This window comes from Pantoea sp. M_9 (genome assembly GCF_008631385.1).
Classification (GTDB): Bacteria; Pseudomonadota; Gammaproteobacteria; order Enterobacterales; family Enterobacteriaceae; genus Pantoea; species Pantoea eucrina.
On the sequence record NZ_VWUF01000002.1, the window covers coordinates 499734 to 517494 of the forward strand.

Genomic DNA, 17761 nt, shown 5'->3' on the forward strand with positions numbered 1-17761 from the left:
TATGCATAACCTGACCGATTATCGCGCGCAACGTGCCCGGTTTCTTGCTGCCGTTGAGCATAAAAAAGGGGTGCTGCACACCTGGCAACATCCGTTATGCGGTCCGGCCGGTGAAGCACTGTTTACCGATCTTGCCGTGATTGGCAACCCGCACGCCTCGCGCGTCATGCTGATTATCTCCGGCACGCACGGCGTGGAGGGGTATTACGGGTCGGATAATCAGATTGCGTGGCTGAACAGTCTCGATGCGGCCCGCTTACCGGCAGAGTGTGCCGTGATGCTGATTCATCTGCTGAACCCGTGGGGAGCGGCGCATCTGCGGCGCGTCAATGAAGAGAATATCGACCTGAACCGCAATTTTATCCCGTTTAGCGCGCCGCTGCCGGATAACGCTGACTATGCACGCTATCACGCCTTTTATCACGGCGAGCGGGCAGAGGCGGATCGGCTGCTGGCTGCCGCGCTGCAGCGCGACGGCTGGCCGGCGATCAAGCGGGTGGTGGAGGCCGGACAGTATCAGCACGCTGATGGCCTGTTTTATGGCGGAGAGCACGCCAGCTGGTCGCAGCAGACGCTGCAGAAGATTGTAACCGGCCATCTGCTGCGGGCAGAACAGATCCTGAGTTTTGATCTGCATACCGGCGCAGGCGCATGGGGACACCCGATGCTGCTGGGCATTGCGCAGAAGCGGGTTCCTGTGCACGCCTGGGGACGCGAGCTGTATGGCGAATGGCTGACGCTGATCGGCACCGGCAGCGGGCAGGAGAGCGCCACCGGCGTCACGGCAACGGCCACCGGTTACGTCTCGCAGTTTCTGCTGGACCAGCTGCCGGACGGCGCCATCCTGCCGCTGGTGGTGGAGTGTGGCACTTACGCGGGTGAGGAGATGCACCGGCGGGTGCGGGACGATCACTGGCTGCATTTAGAGGGCGATGTGCAGAGTGCGGCCGGGCAGGCTCTCAAACAGCAGCTGGTTGAGGGGTTCTGGCCACAGGACCGCGACTGGCGCGAGCTGACGGCATTCCGCACACAGCAAATTTTCCGGCGCGGCTGGCAGGCGCTGCTGTCACAGCCGGCCATAAAACGTCATGCGGGCGGTCTCTGACAGCGCAATTCCCGGCTGCGTATTGTAAGCGAGCACCGCCAGCATGCGGGTGATAGCACCTTCGGTCGGCGTCACGCGATGAAGCGAATTGCGTCCGCGAAACAGCACCAGATCGCCCGCCTCAATCGCCAGCGCATCCGGCGTGCGGGCTTCATTGAGCACTGCGGCGACGCCCTCGTAGTTCATCTCGCCCGCGTCAGCATTGCGCAGATCGCGCACGTACTGGAATATGCCGCCCGCCTGCGGCTTCTGCAGCAGCAGGGTAATGGCAAAGGAGGAGTTGTCGAAATGCCAGCCCAGCTCCTGACCCTGCGCGGCATAGTGCAGGTTGATTGACGAGAGCGGATCGGCATAAGAATAGAGGGCGCTCTCGTTCAGCACGTCGCAGAGAAACTGCTTAAACAGCGTGTCGTTATAAAGCTGACGCAGCGGTGAGTCGTGAGCGATCGCCTCATCGGTAATACAGCCTTTGGTGCTGATAACATCGCGGTTACGGGGATGGTCTGCGCTTAGGGTCTCGTCGGTTTTCAGCAGATAGACGTTATGTTTGCTGCGGGTGTGCCAGGCAAGATGGCGCTGCGCGTTTCCTTCTGTAATGATGGCCTGCAGCGCTGCCGGCTGCAGAAACTGCCGCAGCACCAGGGCGCCGTGTTGTTCCAGCTGCGCACGACACTGCGCGCGCCAGTCAGCGTCCGCCAGCGGATGCAGGTCAAAACGTATTAATCCAGACATAGTGCGGTTCCCGATAGCAACAGTGTACTGAAACTCTACGTTGCTGCGGCGGGAATGCGTAACGATAAATCATTACTGCCCTGCTAAGGAAACGTTAATGTCCGTCAGTGCTTCGCGTCTGCCAAAAATCAGCCTTATTCTCGCGTTCAAAGCTGCTGCAGAGCTGGGCAGTCTTGCAAAAGCAGCCGCGCACCTGGCGCTGACGCCGGCGGCAATCAGCCAGCAGATCCGCCAGCTGGAGACGCTGCTGGGTCACGCTCTGTTTGTGCGCACGCAAAACGGAGTCATGCTGACAGAGAGCGGCCGGGCCTATCTGCGCTATGTCTCAGAAGCGTTTGATATTTTGCGGATGGGGCAGCTCAGTCTGCGCCAGGCGGCCAGCCGGCCCACGCTGACCCTGTACGCACTGCCGGCGCTGGCGTCAAAGTGGCTGATGCCGCAGCTAAACCACTGGCGCGCGTCCTGTCCCGCGAGCGACCTCTGCCTGCATGGCACCCATGCGCAGGTCGATTTCAGCGCCACGCCGGCTGATTTCGCCATCGTATTCGGAGACGATCGCTATCCGCAGCTGGAGAAACAGCGGCTGTTTCATGACGAGGTGCTGCCGGTAGCCAGCCCGGCGCTGCTGCAGCGCTTCCCGGGCGAGCGGCTATTTAACCAGGCGCCGCTGATCCATCTTGACTGGGGCAATGAGGGACGTTTCCTGCCGGACTGGCAAAGCTGGCTGCAGGCGCGCGGCTATGGCGAGCCCGCGCCGCAGCCCGCTTTCACTTTTAACCTCACGTCGCTGGCGATAGATGCTGCGGTTGCGGGTGCCGGGCTGCTGCTGGGCCAGCGGCGTCTTATTACCGCTGAGCTGGCGCGGGGCGATTTGATTATCGCAGACAGCTTTAGCCTGCCGCTCAGTAAGCCCTACTATCTCGCCTGGCCGCAGCGTACGCTGCAGCAGCCCGACGCCCGGGCGCTGATAGAGTGGCTCACTGCGCTTGCTGCCGCCTGATTTTACCCGCACGCTGTAGCCAGATAATCTGCACCGCTGCCGGAAGGGACCAGACTATGTCAGAAAATAAAGATTGGGTTGAGCTGCGACGCGACCAGGAGACCGGCATTGAGAGTATCAATGCCCACTTCAGCGGTCACGCTTACGACGCACACGATCACGATGAGCTGCTGGTCGGGGTAACCCGGCAGGGACTGCAGCGCTTCAACTGCCGCCGCGCGCTGCATACCAGTACCCCCGGCCGCGTCATCCTCATTGAACCGGGCGCGGTGCACGATGGCCACGCGCCGGAGGCTGAGGGTTTTACCTATGTCATGCTTTACCTGCCGCAGCCGTGGGTGGCTGACATGATGCAGCAGCGCGGGCAGGGGGATATTGCCCGGATCGGCGGCGCATTCCGGCATACGCTGACCGACGACGTGCAGCTTGCCCGCGCCACTGAAGAGGCGTGGTATGCCATTCATCAGCGCGAAGGGCGTCTGGCGCGCGATCAGACGCTGGAGCAGTTGATCACACTTCTGTCGCGGCATCTTGAGCGGCGTCCGGAGCGGCCTGAAACGGCGGCACAGCGTCAGATGCTGCTGCTGCGCGACTATCTGCATGATTTTATGGCGCAGGATATCGGACTCGACGAGCTTTCACGCCTGGCCGGGCTGGATCGCTTTCGCCTGACGCGCCAGTTCCGGCAGGCGTTTGGTCAGACGCCGCACGCTTACCTGGTACGCCTGCGGCTGCGCGCGGCGCGCGCGCTGCTGGCGCAGGGCGTGGCGCCGGTTGAGGTCGCTGCCCGGACCGGTTTTGCCGATCAAAGTCATCTTGGCCGCTGGTTCCGGCGCGCCTGGCATATGACGCCGGCGGCCTATCAGCGGGCGTGCACAAACGTTCTATACGGCGCACCGCCGCATCAGGAATGATAGCGTTTTCCTTCTGAAAGAGAGCGTTAAGCCATGTCTGACACTAAAATTGCCCTGATCGTACGCGATGATTTAGCCACCTGGCAGCGTCTGAACGTGGTGGCGTTTATCGCCACCGGCCTCGCCGCCGGGGCACCGGAGATGCTGGGGGAACCCTACATCGACGCGCAGGGACGTCACTATGGCCGGATCGCCGGACAGCCGATGCGGGTATTTTCCGGCAATCTCGCTGGCCTGCAGCGCGCACATCGCCAGGGGCTGGAGCGTGAACTGACGCTGATACCCTACGTAGAAGCGATGTTTTCTACCGGCAACGACGCGGCCAACCGCGAGGTGTTTCTGGCAGAAAACGCGCAGGAGATGAACCTGGTTGGCCTGGCGCTGTTTGGCCCGAAAAAAGCGGTCGACAAAGCGATCAAAGGGCTGGCGCTGCATGAGTAGTCAGCCCGGCTGACGCAACGTCATCCGCCACGCACCGAGCCGCGCCAGATCACCTCTGCCTGATAAAGACGCGACGCGGGCGGCTCTCCATCCGCACCGGAGGCGTCGTGCTCGCCCGATTCCGTGGCGCTAAGCCAGGCCACGGCGTCACGTGCAAACTGCTCTACCGGCTGTGCAAAGGTTGTCAGGTTATAGGACGCCCAGCCCGCCTGCGCAATGTTGTCATAGCCGAACAGGCAGAGATCGTCCGGCACCTGCAGCCGGAAGCGGTGACGCGCTTCATCCATTACGCCGCAGGCGATAAGGTCGGTTACGCAGAATATCGCATCAGGCCGCTGCGCGCGCGTCAGTAGCCGGTGTGCCAGAATCTGTCCGCTCTCATAAGAGGTTGTCCCAAACCTTTCAACGGTGACGTGCAGACCAGCGGCATCCGCAACGGCCAGAAACGCCGCTTCGCGCTTCTGCAGGCTGGGCGTACCGGCCAGAGAGTTAGCAAAGGCAAGATGGCGGCAGCCCGCGCGCTGAAAGGCCATAACGGCGGTTTCAGCAGCGCTTTGCGCATCCAGATGAATGCTGAGCGAGCCTGGCAAGGTTTCATCGCGGTTAATCAGAATGATGCGCTGCCCGTGCCGGTAGCACTGGGCGGTGATGGCACGGTCCGGCATGCCTGACAGGATGATCGACGCGTCGGCGCGGAAGTTGATCGCCTGCAGCAGCGCGGCCGACACGCTGCTGTCAGAGCGATCGGTATTGATCACCATCGCGACCTTACCCGCCTCCTGCAAAAATTGTGTCAGCCAGCGCACCAGCGTCGCGCGGTAGGGCGTGGCGATCTCTGAGACGATCAGGCAGACAATACCGCTGCGGTTACGCACCAGGCCGCGTGCCAGATGATTCACGTGATACCCCAGCTCTTCTGCGGCTTTCATCACTCTGGCCCGCGTAGCAGCAGAGACGCTGGCACCCGGCGTAAAAGCACGCGAAACGGCCGACCGCGAAACACCGGCCCGCGCTGCCACATCCTGCGCGCTGACGCCCGCTTTATCGTTTTGCATTAGTACGTCCTCAACTCCCGTCGCATAACTGAGTCTGCCGCAAATTGCAAAGCTGTGCAAATTATCCATGAGCATAAATGTTGCATTTTTGTGACACGGGCAGTCAATTGCAGAGCGCAGCGTTTGACAGCCTATTTTCTGTCCGTTACTAATTTGCACACACGTGCAAATAATAATTAATGCGCACCCTCTGCCCGACAGGAGACTACTATGCGAACCCTATCCCTTGCCGTTGCTCTCACTCTCTCAGCGGCTGGCCTGCCGCTAACCGCCTCAGCCGCGGGCAATCTCAATATGATCTGTTCAGCGGATGTGGTGGTGTGCGAACAGATGACGCGTATCTTCAGCCAGAGCCATCCTGACATCAAAGTGAGCATGGTGCGGCTGTCAGCTGGTGAAGCCTACGCCCGTCTGCGCAGTGAAGCGCGTAATCCGCGTACCGATATCTGGTGGGCCGGCACCGGCGATCCCCATATGCAGGCGGCGGCGGAAGGACTGACGCAGGTCTACAAATCACCGCTGCTCGATCAGCAGCAGCCGTGGGCGCAGAAACAGGCGGAAAATGCGGGTTACCGCACCGTGGGGATCTATGCGGGTGCGCTGGGCTGGGGATACAACACGAAACTGCTGGCAGAGAAAAAACTGAAAGAACCCACCTGCTGGGCCGACCTGCTTGACCCGGCCTTTAAGGGCGAAATTCAGATCGCCAATCCCAACTCCTCCGGTACCGCTTACAACACGCTGGCCACGCTGGTACAGATCATGGGCGAGGATAAAGCCTTCGATTACCTGAAAAAGCTCAATGCCAATATTTCACAATATACCAAGTCGGGTTCGGCACCGGTGAAAGCCGCAGCGCGCGGTGAAGCGACGGTCGGCATTGTGTTTATGCACGATGCCGTCGCCATGCAGGTTGATGGCTTCCCGATAAAAACCGTTGCGCCGTGTGAAGGCACCGGCTACGAAATCGGCTCGATGTCAATTGTGAAAGGCGCACGCAATCTGGCGAATGCCAAAGTCTGGTATGACTGGGCGCTCAGCGCAGAGGCGCAGTCGCATATGAAAGAGGCGAAGTCATTCCAGCTGCCCTCTAACCGCAAAGCGGAAATCTCAGAATATGCGCCGCGTTTTGAAAATATCAAACTGATCGATTACGACTTCAAAACCTATGGCGATACGGCCAAACGTAAAGCGCTGCTCGGCCGCTGGGATAAAGAGATCGGCTCTGGTGCGCAGTAAATCCACGTCTGCAGACAGATATTCCGGGCTGGTGCAGATCGTGCCAGTCCGCTCCCTCCCGTTCGAGGTGTTATATGAATGCACATAATCGCCGTCTGACAGGCGCACTGCTATCGGGGGTTGTAGCGCTGACGCTGCTGCCCTGGTACAGCCTGGAAGCGGGTTTTTTTGATACCGGCTGGATCCTGTCGCTCTGGCGTGATGAGGCCAGCGCGCCGGCGCTGTGGCAGCTTGCTGCACATCCGTGGCTGTGGGGGGCGCTGACGCTCTGGCTGTTGTGCGGTGTCAGTGGCCTGCTGCCGGTCAGGCAGCGCAGCGCGCTGCTGCTGCTTTTCAGCGCGCTGGGCGTACTGTTTCTGATTATTGAAGGTCACGCCATTGGCTACAGCGGCTGGAGCTGGCTGTGGCTGGAGAATCAGTTTGGCACGCTGGAACAGGGGCAGCCTGCAATGGGCGCAGGCGCAATTTTACTGCTGACCACCTTCTTGCTGCTTTTCGCCTTTGCGCTGGCCGAGCGCGGCGTGCTGAGAGGGGATGCGTTTGTTGTGGCGGCGCTGGTGCTGATCACCGCGCTGGTCAGCGTATTTGTGCTCTACCCGGTGCTGAGTATGTTTGTGGTCTCCGTGCAGGACGTTGACGGCAGCTTTCAGCCCGATGGGCTGTTAGCTAATCTGCAGGACCCCTCAATCTGGAGCCTCTCCTGTCTGGCGGGCGGCAGCTGCGGGACAGCCTGGCGCACGCTCTGGCTGGCGCTGATGACGGCGACCGGCTCCACGCTGCTGGGTCTCGCGTTTGCCCTCGCCGCCACGCGCACGCCGCTGCCCTGTAAAAAAGCGCTGCGCATGCTGACCATTCTGCCCATTATCACGCCACCGTTTGTTATCGGACTGGCGCTGATCCTGCTGTTTGGCCGTTCGGGGGTGGTAACAGAACATCTGGCCGCGCTGTTTGGCATAGAACCCGGGCGCTGGCTCTATGGCCTGACCGGGATCTGGATCGCGCAGGTGCTCTCTTTTACACCCATCGCTTTTCTGGTGCTGATTGGCGTAGCCGAGGGCGTCAGCCCCTCGCTGGAAGAGGCGTCGCAGACGCTGCGTGCCGATCGCTGGCGCACTTTCAGCCGCGTTTCTCTGCCGCTGATGGCGCCGGGCCTGGCAAACGCTTTTCTGATCAGCTTCATCGAAAGCATGGCCGATTTTGGCAACCCGATGGTGCTGGGTGGCAGCCACGGCGTGCTCTCGACAGAAATTTTCTTCTCGGTAGTAGGCGCCCAGAACGATCCGAGCCGGGCGGCGGTGCTGGCGATGATCCTGCTCTGCTTCACGCTGGCGGCCTTTGTGCTGCAGCGCCTGTGGCTGGGCGGCAAAAACTTTGCCACCGTGACCGGCAAAGGGGATGGTGGCCAGCACAGCCAGCTGCCGCGGCTGCTGCGCGGCGGCGTCTATGGGCTGGTGATCCCGTGGGGCCTCTTTACCCTGGTGGTCTACGGCATGATTCTGGTCGGAGGCTTTGTGCAGTCGTGGGGCCTGAACAGTGCGCTGACGGTTGAGCACTACGTGCGCGCTTTCCGCGTGAGCATCAGCGACGGACACCTGCTGTGGAGCGGGGTGGCGTGGAACTCCTTCTGGACCACGCTGGAGATAGCGCTGATCGCCGCGCCGCTCACCGCAATTGTCGGGCTGCTGACCGCCTGGCTGATTGTGCGCCAGAAGTTCGCCGGACGGCAGACGTTTGAGTTTCTGCTGATGCTGAGCTTTGCCATTCCCGGTACGGTTATCGGCGTGAGCTATGTTATGGCTTATAACCTGCCGCCGCTGGAGATCACCGGGACGGCGATGATCCTGATCGCCTGCTTTGTCTTCCGTAATATGCCGGTAGGCGTGCGCGGCGGCATTGCCGCCATGAGCCAGCTTGATAAAAGCCTGGATGAAGCGTCGCTGACGCTGGGCGCCAGCAGTTTCCGCACGCTGCGCAAAGTGGTACTGCCGCTGCTGAAACCGGCGATCAGCGCCGCGCTGGTCTACGCCTTTGTACGCGCGATTACCTCCATCAGCGCCGTGATTTTCCTCGTCAGCGCGCAGTACAACATGGCGACGTCCTACATCGTTGGCCTGGTAGAGAATGGAGAGTATGGCGTGGCTATCGCGTACTCCACCGTACTGATCTTTGTCATGCTGCTGATTATCGGCCTGTTCCAGTGGCTGGTGGGTGAGCGCCGGCTGCGCCGCGTGGCGCGCCCGGTGGATGTCGCCGCTCCACCCGTTGCTCCATCCTTAACGCAGGAGAGTGCTGTATGAGTGCCATCAAAGCAGGTTCCGTTGTATTTGAACACGTCACTAAGCGTTTTGCCGGGTTTAACGCGCTGCCGGATCTCTCGCTCAGCGTGGAGCCGGGTACGCTGGTGACGCTGCTGGGTCCTTCCGGCTGCGGTAAAACCACGACGCTGCGCCTGCTCGCCGGGCTGGAACATCCTACCTCCGGACGGATACTGATTGGCGGTAAAGATGTCACCCATCTGCCCGCTAACGAACGCGATGTGGCGATGGTCTTCCAAAGCTACGCGCTGTTTCCCCACATGAGCGCGCTGGAAAATATCATGTACGGGCTGCAGTCGTCCGGGATGGTGAAGCGTGAGGCGCAGGATCGCGCGCGTGAAGGCCTGAAGCTGGTAGGACTGGAGAGTCAGGGGCAGCGCCTGCCATCAGAATTGTCAGGCGGCCAGCAGCAGCGCATTGCGGTGGCGCGCGCGCTGGTGCTGGAGCCGCAGGTGCTGTTGCTGGATGAGCCGCTTTCTAACCTGGATGAACGGCTGCGCCGCCGGGTACGGACCGATATCCGCGATTTACAGCAGCGGCTTGGTTTTACGGCAGTGTATGTCACGCACGATCAGGAGGAGGCGCTGGCGGTATCCGACAAAATCATCGTCATGAAAGAGGGGGATATCGCTCAGCAGGGCGCGCCGGAAACGCTTTACCGCAATCCGGCCTCAGAGTTTATTGCCGATTTTATGGGAGAGGCGAATATCCTGCCGTGCGAAGTTGAACAGGTCACAGCGAGTGAGGCGCTGATCCGGCTGGGAAATCAGCGCTATCGCGTGCCGGATAACGGCGTACGCGCCGGCACCGCCCGTCTCTCCGTGCGCCCGCAGTTTATTACGCTCAGCGCTCACCGCGCCGGCGCGCTGACGGGAGAGATCACGCACTGCACCTGGCTGGGCGACCATATTGAATATGAAGTGACCACTGAGCTGGGCGCCTTGTTTATCGTCGATGCGCAGATGGAGCAGCAGCTGCCGCTGGCTGCACGGGTCGGCGTCGATTTCAAACCACAGGGGCTGGCTCTGATTGCCGGCTGACAAGAGGATGCGTCATGAGTGAGACATTAAGCAGTGCGCTACAGGCGCGACGGGAGCTGGCTGAACAGGTTGCGCGGGCGGGGGGTGAAAAGGCTCTGGCCTGGTTCCGGCAGCGCGATTCGCTGGTGGTGGAAACGAAGTACGATCTGCAGGATGTGGTCTCCCGCGCCGATCGTGAAGTGGAGCAGCTGATAGCAGAGCAGATCCGCCTCCGGTTTCCGCAGGATGGTTTTCTGGGAGAGGAGTATGGGCTGCAGCCGGGTTCGTCAGGTTATACCTGGGTGGTTGATCCTATCGATGGCACCAGCCCGTTTCTGAACGGCATGCCTAACTGGTGCGTGTCGGTGGCCGTACTGCATGAGGGAATACCGGTGGTTGGCATTATTTATGCGCCGGTTTATGAAGAGTGTTATGCCGCCTCCCTCGGCGCTGGCGCCACGCTGAATGGCACAACACTGCAGGTTGATCCCGCACGCACTTTGCAGAATCACGTTACGGGTTTTGGTGCAAACAGCCACGTCAGCCCGGAAGAGGTGGGCAGGCTGCTCGCGTCGCTGCTGGCGGCGGGCGGCAACTTTATCCGTATTGGCTCAGGCGCGCTGATGCTGGCCTGGGTCGCTGCAGGACGGGTAGTAGGCTATTTTGAACCCTATATGCACGCCTGGGACTGTCTGGCGGGATATTGCCTTGTGAAAGAGGCGGGAGGCTGGTATCACCCGTTTAATACCGAGGGCGATCGCCTGCTGAAAGGCGCGCAGGTGCTGGCAGTGGCGCCAGGCGCTGAAGCAGAGCTCAGACAGATTGCCGGGGTGTAACTACTATAAGCGGATGCACATTACTGCATCCGTTTTTAGCGCAACCAGAATTCTGGTATGCCAGCATACGGCATCGGTAAATATCCGTTTCATCAGGCTATTTCTCATTAATAAAAATAAAATAAGAAAATAGAGCGTAAAGGCGTGAAATAGCGCTTAAAAAACTCCGTAATTAGAATTGTATAAATTTGTCATCGCAAATCTTCGTTTTATTCTGGTTTAATATAGGTGCTATAAAAATGATTTCTCTTACACGAAAAGGAGAATGTCATGATTAAAATTGATTATAACAGCTATCGTTCTGTAAAAGGCTTTAACCGCCGCGTACGCTTTCTTATTATGCACTACACTGCATTAAATTTTAACGGCTCAGTAAATGCGCTAACGGGCGCATCCGTCAGCGCCCACTATCTGGTGCCCGATTTTACAGACAAAACATATATTGACGCCGGATTTACCGATGAACGTGTATTTAACCTGGTGGATGAGCACGAGCGCGCATGGCATGCCGGCGTCAGCACGTGGGCCGGACGAACAAATATTAATGACTCATCCATCGGCATAGAAATTGTTAATGAGGCTAAAAGTAGCAGTGAGGGATTTATTTTCCCTCCTTATCCCGACAGTCAGGTCGAAGCGATAATTTCCCTGGCATATAATATTCTGCAGCGCTATCCCGATATTACACCTACGCAGGTAGTAGGGCACAGCGATATTGCTCCGGGCCGTAAAAGCGATCCGGGCGCAAGCTTTCCGTGGCAGCGATTATATGAAGCGGGCATAGGTGCCTGGTATGATGAAAGTACGAAACAGATGTATATGGAACGTTTTGCTGCCGCGCTGCCGGATAAAAATGAAATCATCAGCAAATTTAAAATATATGGCTATAACACGCAGGAGGCTGCGTCCGCTCACGGCTATCGCGTGCTGGTCAGGGCGTTTCAGCTGCATTTTCGTCAGCAGGATTATGCGGGCGTAATGGATGCAGAAACGGCGGCAATCCTCTATGCGCTGGCAGATAAATATTTTGCTGGTTAACAGGCGCTGCTCTGCCGCACAGCAAGCGGCAGAGCACGCTTCAGGATATGACAAACTCCTGATACCCGGAGTAGATCACATACACCGCGAAATAGCAGAAAATCAGCGCTGAGGCGAGATAGGAGAGCCTCAGCAGCTTCTCACCCAGCATTTTGCCGCCCAGCGCGCCGGTCAGACAAATCACACCGCTCCAGAGTAAACCTGCAATAAAAAAGCCGCTCAGGAATTCTGCTTTGGCACCTGCTCCCTGATTACCCATACGCGCAATCAGCGCGCCGCCCACGCTGGCAAACCAGAGAATGGCGCCAGGCGATGACATCGCCAGTATCACTCCGCGGCGGAATTCCCGTGACAGCGGCTGGCGGGGGACGGTTTCGGCTGCCGGCATGGCAACAGACTTTATCAGCGCGGCGTAAAGCATACGCCCGGCAAACACGATCAGTAGCAGGCCACCGCCAATCCATAACGCCCAGCGCACAGGCGCAAATTGCAGCACCATAGCCATACCCGCCAGCGCCAGCAGGGCATAGATCAAATCACCGATGCAGGTCCCGACACCCAGCCAGAAACCCTGCAGAAAACCGCGCTGCATCGCCAGGGTCAGCATGGCGATATTGGCAAGACCAATATCGAGGCATAAGGAGAGGCTAAGCAAAAATCCATTTGAAAACGGCAACATGGCTCCGTCCCGGGCAGTAAAAAAGCTATTAAATCATCTCTGGCAGGCAGTGTTAATCGCAGAATCAGATTGTTGACTAACTCCTATAGACGGCTTGCAGAATCGTTGCCAGATTGCCCGTTTCCTGACTACGCTGTATCACACCTCTGGTCTGCAGGATAAACATAACGATGTCTATATCTTTCAAATCCGCTGCGTCCGGCGCATTGACGCCGCTTTCCGTAGCACTGTCACTGGCTCTTTTTACTTTTGGGGGAAACGCAATGGCACAAAATAGCGAAGATCAAATTGCCCTGGTGGGCACCTGGACCAGCGTGCCTGATGCACCGGCTGCTGAAAAACCGGCGCAGCCAAGCGAAGGGCTCTACCGGCTGAAGCTAAACCGCGACGGCACGCTTACCCCGCTGGATGTGGTAAAGATGAAGAGTCCGTCATGGCTGGTGAAATCTGCCGACGGGCGCTTTCTGTATACCACCAACGAAGAGAAGGCGGGCAGCGTAACCGCACTGTCGGTTGCGGCTGATGGCACCGTAAAAGTGATTAACACCATTGCCAGCCACGGCGATGAGCCAACACACGCTACGCTCAGCCCCGATGGTCGCTATCTGCTGGTCGCTAACTATTCTGGTGATAAAGGCGGTGCGGGCATTGCCGTACTGCCGGTAAATCAGGATGGATCGCTGGGTGCGCCGGTGCAGCACTTTCCGTTTGCTGAAGGCAGCGGCGTCGTGGACGAGCGTCAGGAGAGCGGACATGCTCATTCAGTCACGTTTACGCCGGATGGAAAGATGCTTTATGCCGCTGACCTGGGGGGTGACAAGCTTTATGCTTATCGCTACGACGCGCATTCAGCCACGCCGCTGCAGCCGGATCCGGCACGCGACATGACCTTTTCACCCGGTGCCGGGCCGCGCCATATGGTATTTTCAGCCGATGGTCACTACGCCTGGGTCATTGCAGAAATGGCAGCGGTGGTCGAAACCTGGCGGTTTACGGGAGAAAAACCGGAACGCATCGCGAGTACGGACATAGCCCCCGATAACGCCACGGCGGATCAGAGAAGCGGCGGCGCAATCATGCTCAGTCCGCAGGGCAAATTCCTGATTGTGTCCAACCGCGGTTCGCACAACCATCTGCTGGTATTCCGGATTGGGCGCGACGGCAAGCCGGAGGCGCCCGTGCGCTACCCGGCAGGCGGCATTGAGCCGCGGGCGTTAGCTTTCGACGCCACCGGCCGCTATCTGTATGTAACCAATGTCTTCACTAACGCCATTTCGCTGTTTTCTTTCGACGAAGAGAGCGGCAAGCTGGAGGCGAAAGGGAAGGCGGCAGAAATTGCCACGCCAACTGATATCAAATTTGTAACCACAGAACGTCCCTGAGCGGCTAACGGATAGGCAACTGTTCAAGCGCCGTCAGCAGCGCATCAACTTTCGGTAACAGCTGCTTGCGGCGCGGCCAGATCAGTGACAGCGCAAAACCGTCTGGCTGCTGCTGCGGCAGGATAATTTCCAGCTCGCCACGCTGCAGCGGCCCGGCGATGAGCCAGGAGGGCATCTGTGCCACGCCTAATCCGGCACAGACTGCCTGCACCTGTGCATCCACATCGCCCAGCGCCATACGGTGCGGGACATTACGCCAGTAAGCATGTCCCTCTGCGGTAGTCAGCAGCCAGGGCTTGGTGGTGCCATCAACCCGTTCATACATTACCGCCGGATGCAGCAGCAGCTCATTTTCCGTTGCGGGATAGCCGTGACGTGCCAGATAGTCCGGCGCTGCGCAAAATACCATGCGTTCACGCCCGAGATGACGGCAGCCCAGCGACGCGGGCAGATCCGGCGAGCCGCCAATGCGCACGGCCAGATCGATTCCCTCCTCAAACAGATCGATAAAGCGATCGGAAAACGTCAGGCTCAGCTCCACTTCCGCGTGCTGCTGGCAAAAAGCGATCAGCAGCGGCATCACCGCCAGCCGGCCGTAGGTGCTGGGCAGAGCCAGTCGCAGGCGCCCTGACGGGATCGTTCGCTGCGCGGCCAGTACCGATTCCGCTTCGGCCAGCTCCTCCATAACGCGCAGGCAGGTCTGATAGTAGGCGCTGCCGGCATCGGTCAGCTTCAGACTGCGCGTGGTGCGCTCCAGCAGGCGTGAGCCGAGACGTGTCTCCAGCCGGGTAACGCTTTTACTGATCGCTGAACCGGTCAGATGCAGCCGCTGCGCCGCCGCAGCAAAGCTGCCGCATTCCACGCTGGCAACAAAAGGAACAATATCTTTCAGGCGGTGATCGTGCATCTATTCATGAACTCAATTCAGAAATGAAGTGAATTTTTACCAGAGATAAGAACTGATTTCTCTATTAGGCTAAATATTATTAAACCGACGGGAGGATAATGATGAAAAAACAGGCACTCATTGTAGGGATCAGCGGTGTTATCGGGCGTGCGCTGGCAGAACAGCTGCAGAAAGAGGGCTGGGACGTTACCGGCTTGTCGCGCGGACGTGGTGCAGTACCGGATGGCTGCCGTAGTCTGACTGCTGACCTCACCGACAGCGACGCGGTACGCGATGCGCTGGCGCAGGAAAAACCCGATGCGCTGTTTTTCAGCGTCTGGGCACGTCAGGAAAATGAGAAAGAGAACATTCGCGTTAATGGCGGCATGGTGCGTAACGTCATTGAGGCGCTGGGCGAACGGCTGCAGGGTGCTCACGTGGCGCTGGTCACCGGCCTTAAGCACTATCTGGGGCCTTTTGAAGCCTATGGTAAAGGAGCCGTGCCGGTTACGCCGTTCCGCGAAGAGCAGGGCCGCCAGCCGGTGGATAACTTCTATTATGCTCAGGAGGATGAGCTGTTTGCCGGTGCCGAAAAATATGATTATCGCTGGAGCGTGCACCGTCCGCACACCATCGTCGGCTTTGCGCTCGGCAATGCGATGAATATGGGCCAGACGCTGGCCGTCTATGCCACCCTGTGCCGTGAAAAAGGCTGGCCGTTTATCTTCCCCGGCTCGCCTGAGCAGTGGAATGGCCTGGTCGATGTGACGGATGCTGGTTTGCTGGCTGAGCAGCTGGCCTGGGCAGCTACAGCAGAAGGCGCGGCGAATCAGGACTTCAACGCAGTCAACGGCGACGTTTTCCGCTGGAACTGGATGTGGCCGCAGCTGGCAGCCTATTTTGGTATCGAAGCTGCAGAGTTGCCGGCTCAGACGCTGCCGCTGGAAGAGAGAATGCAGGAGGCGGCTGAAATCTGGCGGGAGATCGCCGCACGCTATCAGTTACGTGAGGCGGACATCAGTAAGCTGGCGTCGTGGTGGCATACCGATGCCGATCTCGGCCGCCCGATGGAAGTGTTTACAGATATGAGCAAAAGCCGTAAAGCAGGTTTTACCGGCTATCGTTCGTCCGTTGACTCTTTCATCCAACTGTTCGATCGCCTCAAAGCGGAAAATATTATTCCGCGCTGATGCGCTCAGGGTCTGCCGCCGCCTCTGGTGAGCGGCAGACGTTATGCATAAACGCTGTTTTTTACCGCACTGTTTTTATTTTGTAAAACCAACGTACCTGGTCTGTTTTCAGCCTGTGAAGTTACGCGCAAAACGCACAAATGCCTTAAGCCAGCGCCAGATTAATGCGGTTCGTTTATTTTTTTTTAGTACCAGATCCTTACAATAACCCGCTGATACATTTCACCAGGTTATTGCGTTATGACAACACTTCTGAAAAACAACAATAGTGACACACAGCAACTTTTGGCCGTCATCGAACATGCCGTCAGCGATCCGGTTCCGCTGGTTCAGTCTCTGCCTGAGAATTTCTGGCAGCAAATTGAGTCGCTGGCTGTCGCCGCTGCGGAAGAGTAGCAATCGGGTTCCGGCTGGCTATCTGAGTTAACCGGGACACTCTCTTTATCACTTTCTCAGACTGGCTGAAATTTTTCTTTTCCCTCCTCCTCTTTTCTCAAACACCCGCTAAAATTAGCTCGTTCAGCTCGTGCGACCCACGGCACCGGTCAAAATTGCTGTTTATCCTGTTTTTATGCGTATAAACATGATGTTACCTTTGTGTAAATTAAGGTAAATAACAGGGAGAGAGTGAGGATTTTTCCGCTGCGGGTTCAACTGTGCTGCTTTTTTACGGTATAAATCTTTCACCAATAAGCCGGGCGAAATGACAACCCATGACTATCACCGCAAGCCGTACTCTTCTTACCACTCTGCTGCTGTTTACGCTGGCTGGATGCGCGAAAAAACATCATGAAGCGCCTCCGCCTGACAGCGCTGAAGTGAATTTCTCTGGTGATAAACAGCCCGATTTAATCCCGGTTATTGCTGCACTGCACGATCAGATGCACTCCTGGCAGGGCACAAAATATCAGTGGGGCGGCACGCAGCTCTCCGGCGTGGACTGCTCAGGCTTTGTCTGGCGCACGCTGAAAGACCGCTTTAATATTCCGATGGAGCGCGTGACGACACGCGAACTCATCGCCATGGGCAAGCCGGTTGATCAGGCCCATCTGCAGCCGGGCGATCTGGTCTTTTTCCGCATCAGGCATGAGCTGCACGTCGGATTCTATGATACAGACCGCCAGTTCCTGCATGCGTCAGTGAGTCAGGGTGTGATGCGTTCATCCCTCAACAATCCTTACTGGAAGTCTGTCTATCTCCAGGCGCGGCGACTACCTCGCGAGCAGGGTTCGCAAATCAGCTTCAACTATAAAAATAAAGTCTGAAGGCTGCCTGCTTCTCTGATCCAGGAATAACAGCCGCACCTCTCTCTGCCTGCTGAGAAAAACCGCCTGATGGCGGTTTTTTTACGCCTCATTTTTATTCAAAAAAAATGAACAAAAACGGCAAAATGCTTAGCTTTTAAACTCTCCTCAAAGCCTTTATTCTCTCTTCATCGCAACAGAGGCAGCGCTGATAGCGTTTCCGGAGTGATTCTCCAGCTGCTTTCTTAAGTGAAATAAACTGCGTGACTTAGTGATAAAATTAGTTATCAAGATCACAGTAACAGCATTAATTATCAATAATTGTATAGTTCACAGAGTTACTATATTTCTCATCAAAGGCGTGCGGCCTTTAAAACAGATATTAAGGAAAAGATTATGAAAACCATGAAAGCTCTCTCAATCGCTGCTGTAACCGCTCTGACCCTGGTATCAGGCGCAAGCTTTGCACAGAGCATCTCTGTGACCTCCGGTACGCTGGATGGAGCAGAAGCGAAAATCGCCGCTCAGGCGCAGGAGCAGGGCGCACAGTATAAAATTACTGAAGCCAACACAAACAACCGTGTGCATATGACCGCCGAACTCTACAAATAATCTGGCGTGAATAGGCATTAAGGCCGCCTCCGGGCGGCTTTGCTGTTTTTGTGGTTAAAAAATAACCAATCAAT

At 57.7% G+C, this 17761-nt stretch carries 18 protein-coding genes; 14 read left to right on the forward strand and 4 right to left on the reverse strand.

Annotated features, from left to right (window positions below):
- The first annotated feature begins 1 nt into the window (after nucleotide 1).
- Nucleotides 2-1105: a DUF2817 domain-containing protein gene (locus tag F3I15_RS06195; RefSeq protein WP_150017074.1), complete on the forward strand. Its 1104-nt coding sequence runs from the start codon at nucleotides 2-4 to the stop codon at nucleotides 1103-1105.
- Here F3I15_RS06195 and F3I15_RS06200 read toward each other — a convergent pair.
- Nucleotides 1067-1837, reverse strand: coding sequence for a 2OG-Fe(II) oxygenase family protein (locus F3I15_RS06200; protein WP_150017075.1), 771 nt, complete (start codon nucleotides 1835-1837; stop codon nucleotides 1067-1069). The two genes, F3I15_RS06195 and F3I15_RS06200, sit on opposite strands and share 39 nt — an antisense overlap.
- Before the next feature lie 97 nt (nucleotides 1838-1934).
- Between F3I15_RS06200 and F3I15_RS06205 the strand changes: the two genes are divergently transcribed.
- Genes F3I15_RS06205 through F3I15_RS06215 form a run of 3 tightly spaced genes read left to right on the forward strand, consistent with a single transcriptional unit; the run spans nucleotide 1935 to nucleotide 4192 of the window.
- Complete coding sequence (locus F3I15_RS06205) at nucleotides 1935-2837, forward strand: LysR substrate-binding domain-containing protein (protein WP_150017076.1); 903 nt, start codon at nucleotides 1935-1937, stop codon at nucleotides 2835-2837.
- A gap of 56 nt (nucleotides 2838-2893) precedes the next feature.
- The gene (locus F3I15_RS06210) at nucleotides 2894-3751 is read left to right on the forward strand and encodes an AraC family transcriptional regulator (protein WP_150017077.1); all 858 of its coding nucleotides are present in this window, start codon (nucleotides 2894-2896) and stop codon (nucleotides 3749-3751) included.
- Nucleotides 3752-3784: 33 nt separating this feature from the next.
- Nucleotides 3785-4192 (forward strand): DUF2000 domain-containing protein, encoded by a 408-nt coding sequence (locus F3I15_RS06215; RefSeq protein ID WP_040113600.1) that lies wholly within the window; start codon nucleotides 3785-3787, stop codon nucleotides 4190-4192.
- A gap of 20 nt (nucleotides 4193-4212) precedes the next feature.
- Here the strand turns inward: F3I15_RS06215 and F3I15_RS06220 are convergent, their stop codons facing one another.
- Nucleotides 4213-5247 carry a LacI family DNA-binding transcriptional regulator gene (locus F3I15_RS06220; RefSeq protein ID WP_150017078.1) on the reverse strand — a complete coding sequence of 345 codons (1035 nt, stop codon included), beginning with the start codon at nucleotides 5245-5247 and terminating at the stop codon, nucleotides 4213-4215.
- Nucleotides 5248-5457: 210 nt separating this feature from the next.
- On the opposite strand from F3I15_RS06220, the gene F3I15_RS06225 reads away from it, so the two are divergent.
- The 5 genes from F3I15_RS06225 (at nucleotide 5458) to F3I15_RS06245 (ending at nucleotide 11694) form a co-directional block, all read left to right on the forward strand.
- The gene (locus F3I15_RS06225; RefSeq protein WP_150017079.1) at nucleotides 5458-6486 is read left to right on the forward strand and encodes an ABC transporter substrate-binding protein; all 1029 of its coding nucleotides are present in this window, start codon (nucleotides 5458-5460) and stop codon (nucleotides 6484-6486) included.
- A gap of 74 nt (nucleotides 6487-6560) precedes the next feature.
- Nucleotides 6561-8783, forward strand: coding sequence for an iron ABC transporter permease (locus tag F3I15_RS06230; protein ID WP_150017080.1), 2223 nt, complete (start codon nucleotides 6561-6563; stop codon nucleotides 8781-8783).
- Nucleotides 8780-9841 carry an ABC transporter ATP-binding protein gene (locus F3I15_RS06235; protein ID WP_150017081.1) on the forward strand — a complete coding sequence of 354 codons (1062 nt, stop codon included), beginning with the start codon at nucleotides 8780-8782 and terminating at the stop codon, nucleotides 9839-9841. The genes F3I15_RS06230 and F3I15_RS06235 overlap by 4 nt, the downstream gene beginning before the upstream one ends.
- Before the next feature lie 14 nt (nucleotides 9842-9855).
- Nucleotides 9856-10656, forward strand: coding sequence for an inositol monophosphatase family protein (locus F3I15_RS06240; RefSeq protein WP_150017082.1), 801 nt, complete (start codon nucleotides 9856-9858; stop codon nucleotides 10654-10656).
- A 270-nt stretch (nucleotides 10657-10926) separates the two neighbouring features.
- Nucleotides 10927-11694, forward strand: a complete 768-nt coding sequence (locus F3I15_RS06245; RefSeq protein ID WP_150017083.1) for an N-acetylmuramoyl-L-alanine amidase — start codon at nucleotides 10927-10929, stop codon at nucleotides 11692-11694.
- A gap of 40 nt (nucleotides 11695-11734) precedes the next feature.
- Here the strand turns inward: F3I15_RS06245 and F3I15_RS06250 are convergent, their stop codons facing one another.
- On the reverse strand, nucleotides 11735-12373 hold the full coding sequence (locus F3I15_RS06250; RefSeq protein WP_150017084.1) for a LysE family translocator: 639 nt from the start codon (nucleotides 12371-12373) through the stop codon (nucleotides 11735-11737).
- 263 nt (nucleotides 12374-12636) lie between these two features.
- On the opposite strand from F3I15_RS06250, the gene F3I15_RS06255 reads away from it, so the two are divergent.
- Nucleotides 12637-13755, forward strand: coding sequence for a lactonase family protein (locus tag F3I15_RS06255; RefSeq protein ID WP_150017085.1), 1119 nt, complete (start codon nucleotides 12637-12639; stop codon nucleotides 13753-13755).
- Between the two features lie 4 nt (nucleotides 13756-13759).
- Here F3I15_RS06255 and F3I15_RS06260 read toward each other — a convergent pair whose 3' ends face one another.
- On the reverse strand, nucleotides 13760-14662 hold the full coding sequence (locus F3I15_RS06260) for a LysR family transcriptional regulator (protein WP_113655319.1): 903 nt from the start codon (nucleotides 14660-14662) through the stop codon (nucleotides 13760-13762).
- Nucleotides 14663-14763: 101 nt separating this feature from the next.
- On the opposite strand from F3I15_RS06260, the gene F3I15_RS06265 reads away from it, so the two are divergent.
- From F3I15_RS06265 to F3I15_RS06275, 4 genes are all read left to right on the forward strand, one after another.
- On the forward strand, nucleotides 14764-15831 hold the full coding sequence (locus F3I15_RS06265; RefSeq protein WP_150017211.1) for an SDR family oxidoreductase: 1068 nt from the start codon (nucleotides 14764-14766) through the stop codon (nucleotides 15829-15831).
- A 240-nt stretch (nucleotides 15832-16071) separates the two neighbouring features.
- Nucleotides 16072-16227 carry a hypothetical protein gene (locus F3I15_RS18180; protein WP_158249873.1) on the forward strand — a complete coding sequence of 52 codons (156 nt, stop codon included), beginning with the start codon at nucleotides 16072-16074 and terminating at the stop codon, nucleotides 16225-16227.
- 317 nt (nucleotides 16228-16544) lie between these two features.
- On the forward strand, nucleotides 16545-17096 hold the full coding sequence (locus F3I15_RS06270; RefSeq protein WP_150017086.1) for a C40 family peptidase: 552 nt from the start codon (nucleotides 16545-16547) through the stop codon (nucleotides 17094-17096).
- Between the two features lie 375 nt (nucleotides 17097-17471).
- A complete protein-coding gene (locus tag F3I15_RS06275; protein WP_040113576.1) occupies nucleotides 17472-17687 on the forward strand; it encodes a YdgH/BhsA/McbA-like domain containing protein in 216 nt (71 codons plus the stop codon).
- The last annotated feature ends 74 nt before the right edge of the window (nucleotides 17688-17761 follow it).

Bases quoted from the DNA above. Each gene is read 5' to 3' on its own strand.
- F3I15_RS06195 (WP_150017074.1), top strand. From the start codon at position 2: ATGCATAACCTGACCGATTATCGCGCGCAACGTGCCCGGTTTCTTGCT.
- F3I15_RS06200 (WP_150017075.1), bottom strand. From the start codon at position 1,837: ATGTCTGGATTAATACGTTTTGACCTGCATCCGCTGGCGGACGCTGAC.
- F3I15_RS06205 (WP_150017076.1), top strand. From the start codon at position 1,935: ATGTCCGTCAGTGCTTCGCGTCTGCCAAAAATCAGCCTTATTCTCGCG.
- F3I15_RS06210 (WP_150017077.1), top strand. From the start codon at position 2,894: ATGTCAGAAAATAAAGATTGGGTTGAGCTGCGACGCGACCAGGAGACC.
- F3I15_RS06215 (WP_040113600.1), top strand. From the start codon at position 3,785: ATGTCTGACACTAAAATTGCCCTGATCGTACGCGATGATTTAGCCACC.
- F3I15_RS06220 (WP_150017078.1), bottom strand. From the start codon at position 5,247: ATGCAAAACGATAAAGCGGGCGTCAGCGCGCAGGATGTGGCAGCGCGG.
- F3I15_RS06225 (WP_150017079.1), top strand. From the start codon at position 5,458: ATGCGAACCCTATCCCTTGCCGTTGCTCTCACTCTCTCAGCGGCTGGC.
- F3I15_RS06230 (WP_150017080.1), top strand. From the start codon at position 6,561: ATGAATGCACATAATCGCCGTCTGACAGGCGCACTGCTATCGGGGGTT.
- F3I15_RS06235 (WP_150017081.1), top strand. From the start codon at position 8,780: ATGAGTGCCATCAAAGCAGGTTCCGTTGTATTTGAACACGTCACTAAG.
- F3I15_RS06240 (WP_150017082.1), top strand. From the start codon at position 9,856: ATGAGTGAGACATTAAGCAGTGCGCTACAGGCGCGACGGGAGCTGGCT.
- F3I15_RS06245 (WP_150017083.1), top strand. From the start codon at position 10,927: ATGATTAAAATTGATTATAACAGCTATCGTTCTGTAAAAGGCTTTAAC.
- F3I15_RS06250 (WP_150017084.1), bottom strand. From the start codon at position 12,373: ATGTTGCCGTTTTCAAATGGATTTTTGCTTAGCCTCTCCTTATGCCTC.
- F3I15_RS06255 (WP_150017085.1), top strand. From the start codon at position 12,637: ATGGCACAAAATAGCGAAGATCAAATTGCCCTGGTGGGCACCTGGACC.
- F3I15_RS06260 (WP_113655319.1), bottom strand. From the start codon at position 14,662: ATGCACGATCACCGCCTGAAAGATATTGTTCCTTTTGTTGCCAGCGTG.
- F3I15_RS06265 (WP_150017211.1), top strand. From the start codon at position 14,764: ATGAAAAAACAGGCACTCATTGTAGGGATCAGCGGTGTTATCGGGCGT.
- F3I15_RS18180 (WP_158249873.1), top strand. From the start codon at position 16,072: ATGACAACACTTCTGAAAAACAACAATAGTGACACACAGCAACTTTTG.
- F3I15_RS06270 (WP_150017086.1), top strand. From the start codon at position 16,545: ATGACTATCACCGCAAGCCGTACTCTTCTTACCACTCTGCTGCTGTTT.
- F3I15_RS06275 (WP_040113576.1), top strand. From the start codon at position 17,472: ATGAAAACCATGAAAGCTCTCTCAATCGCTGCTGTAACCGCTCTGACC.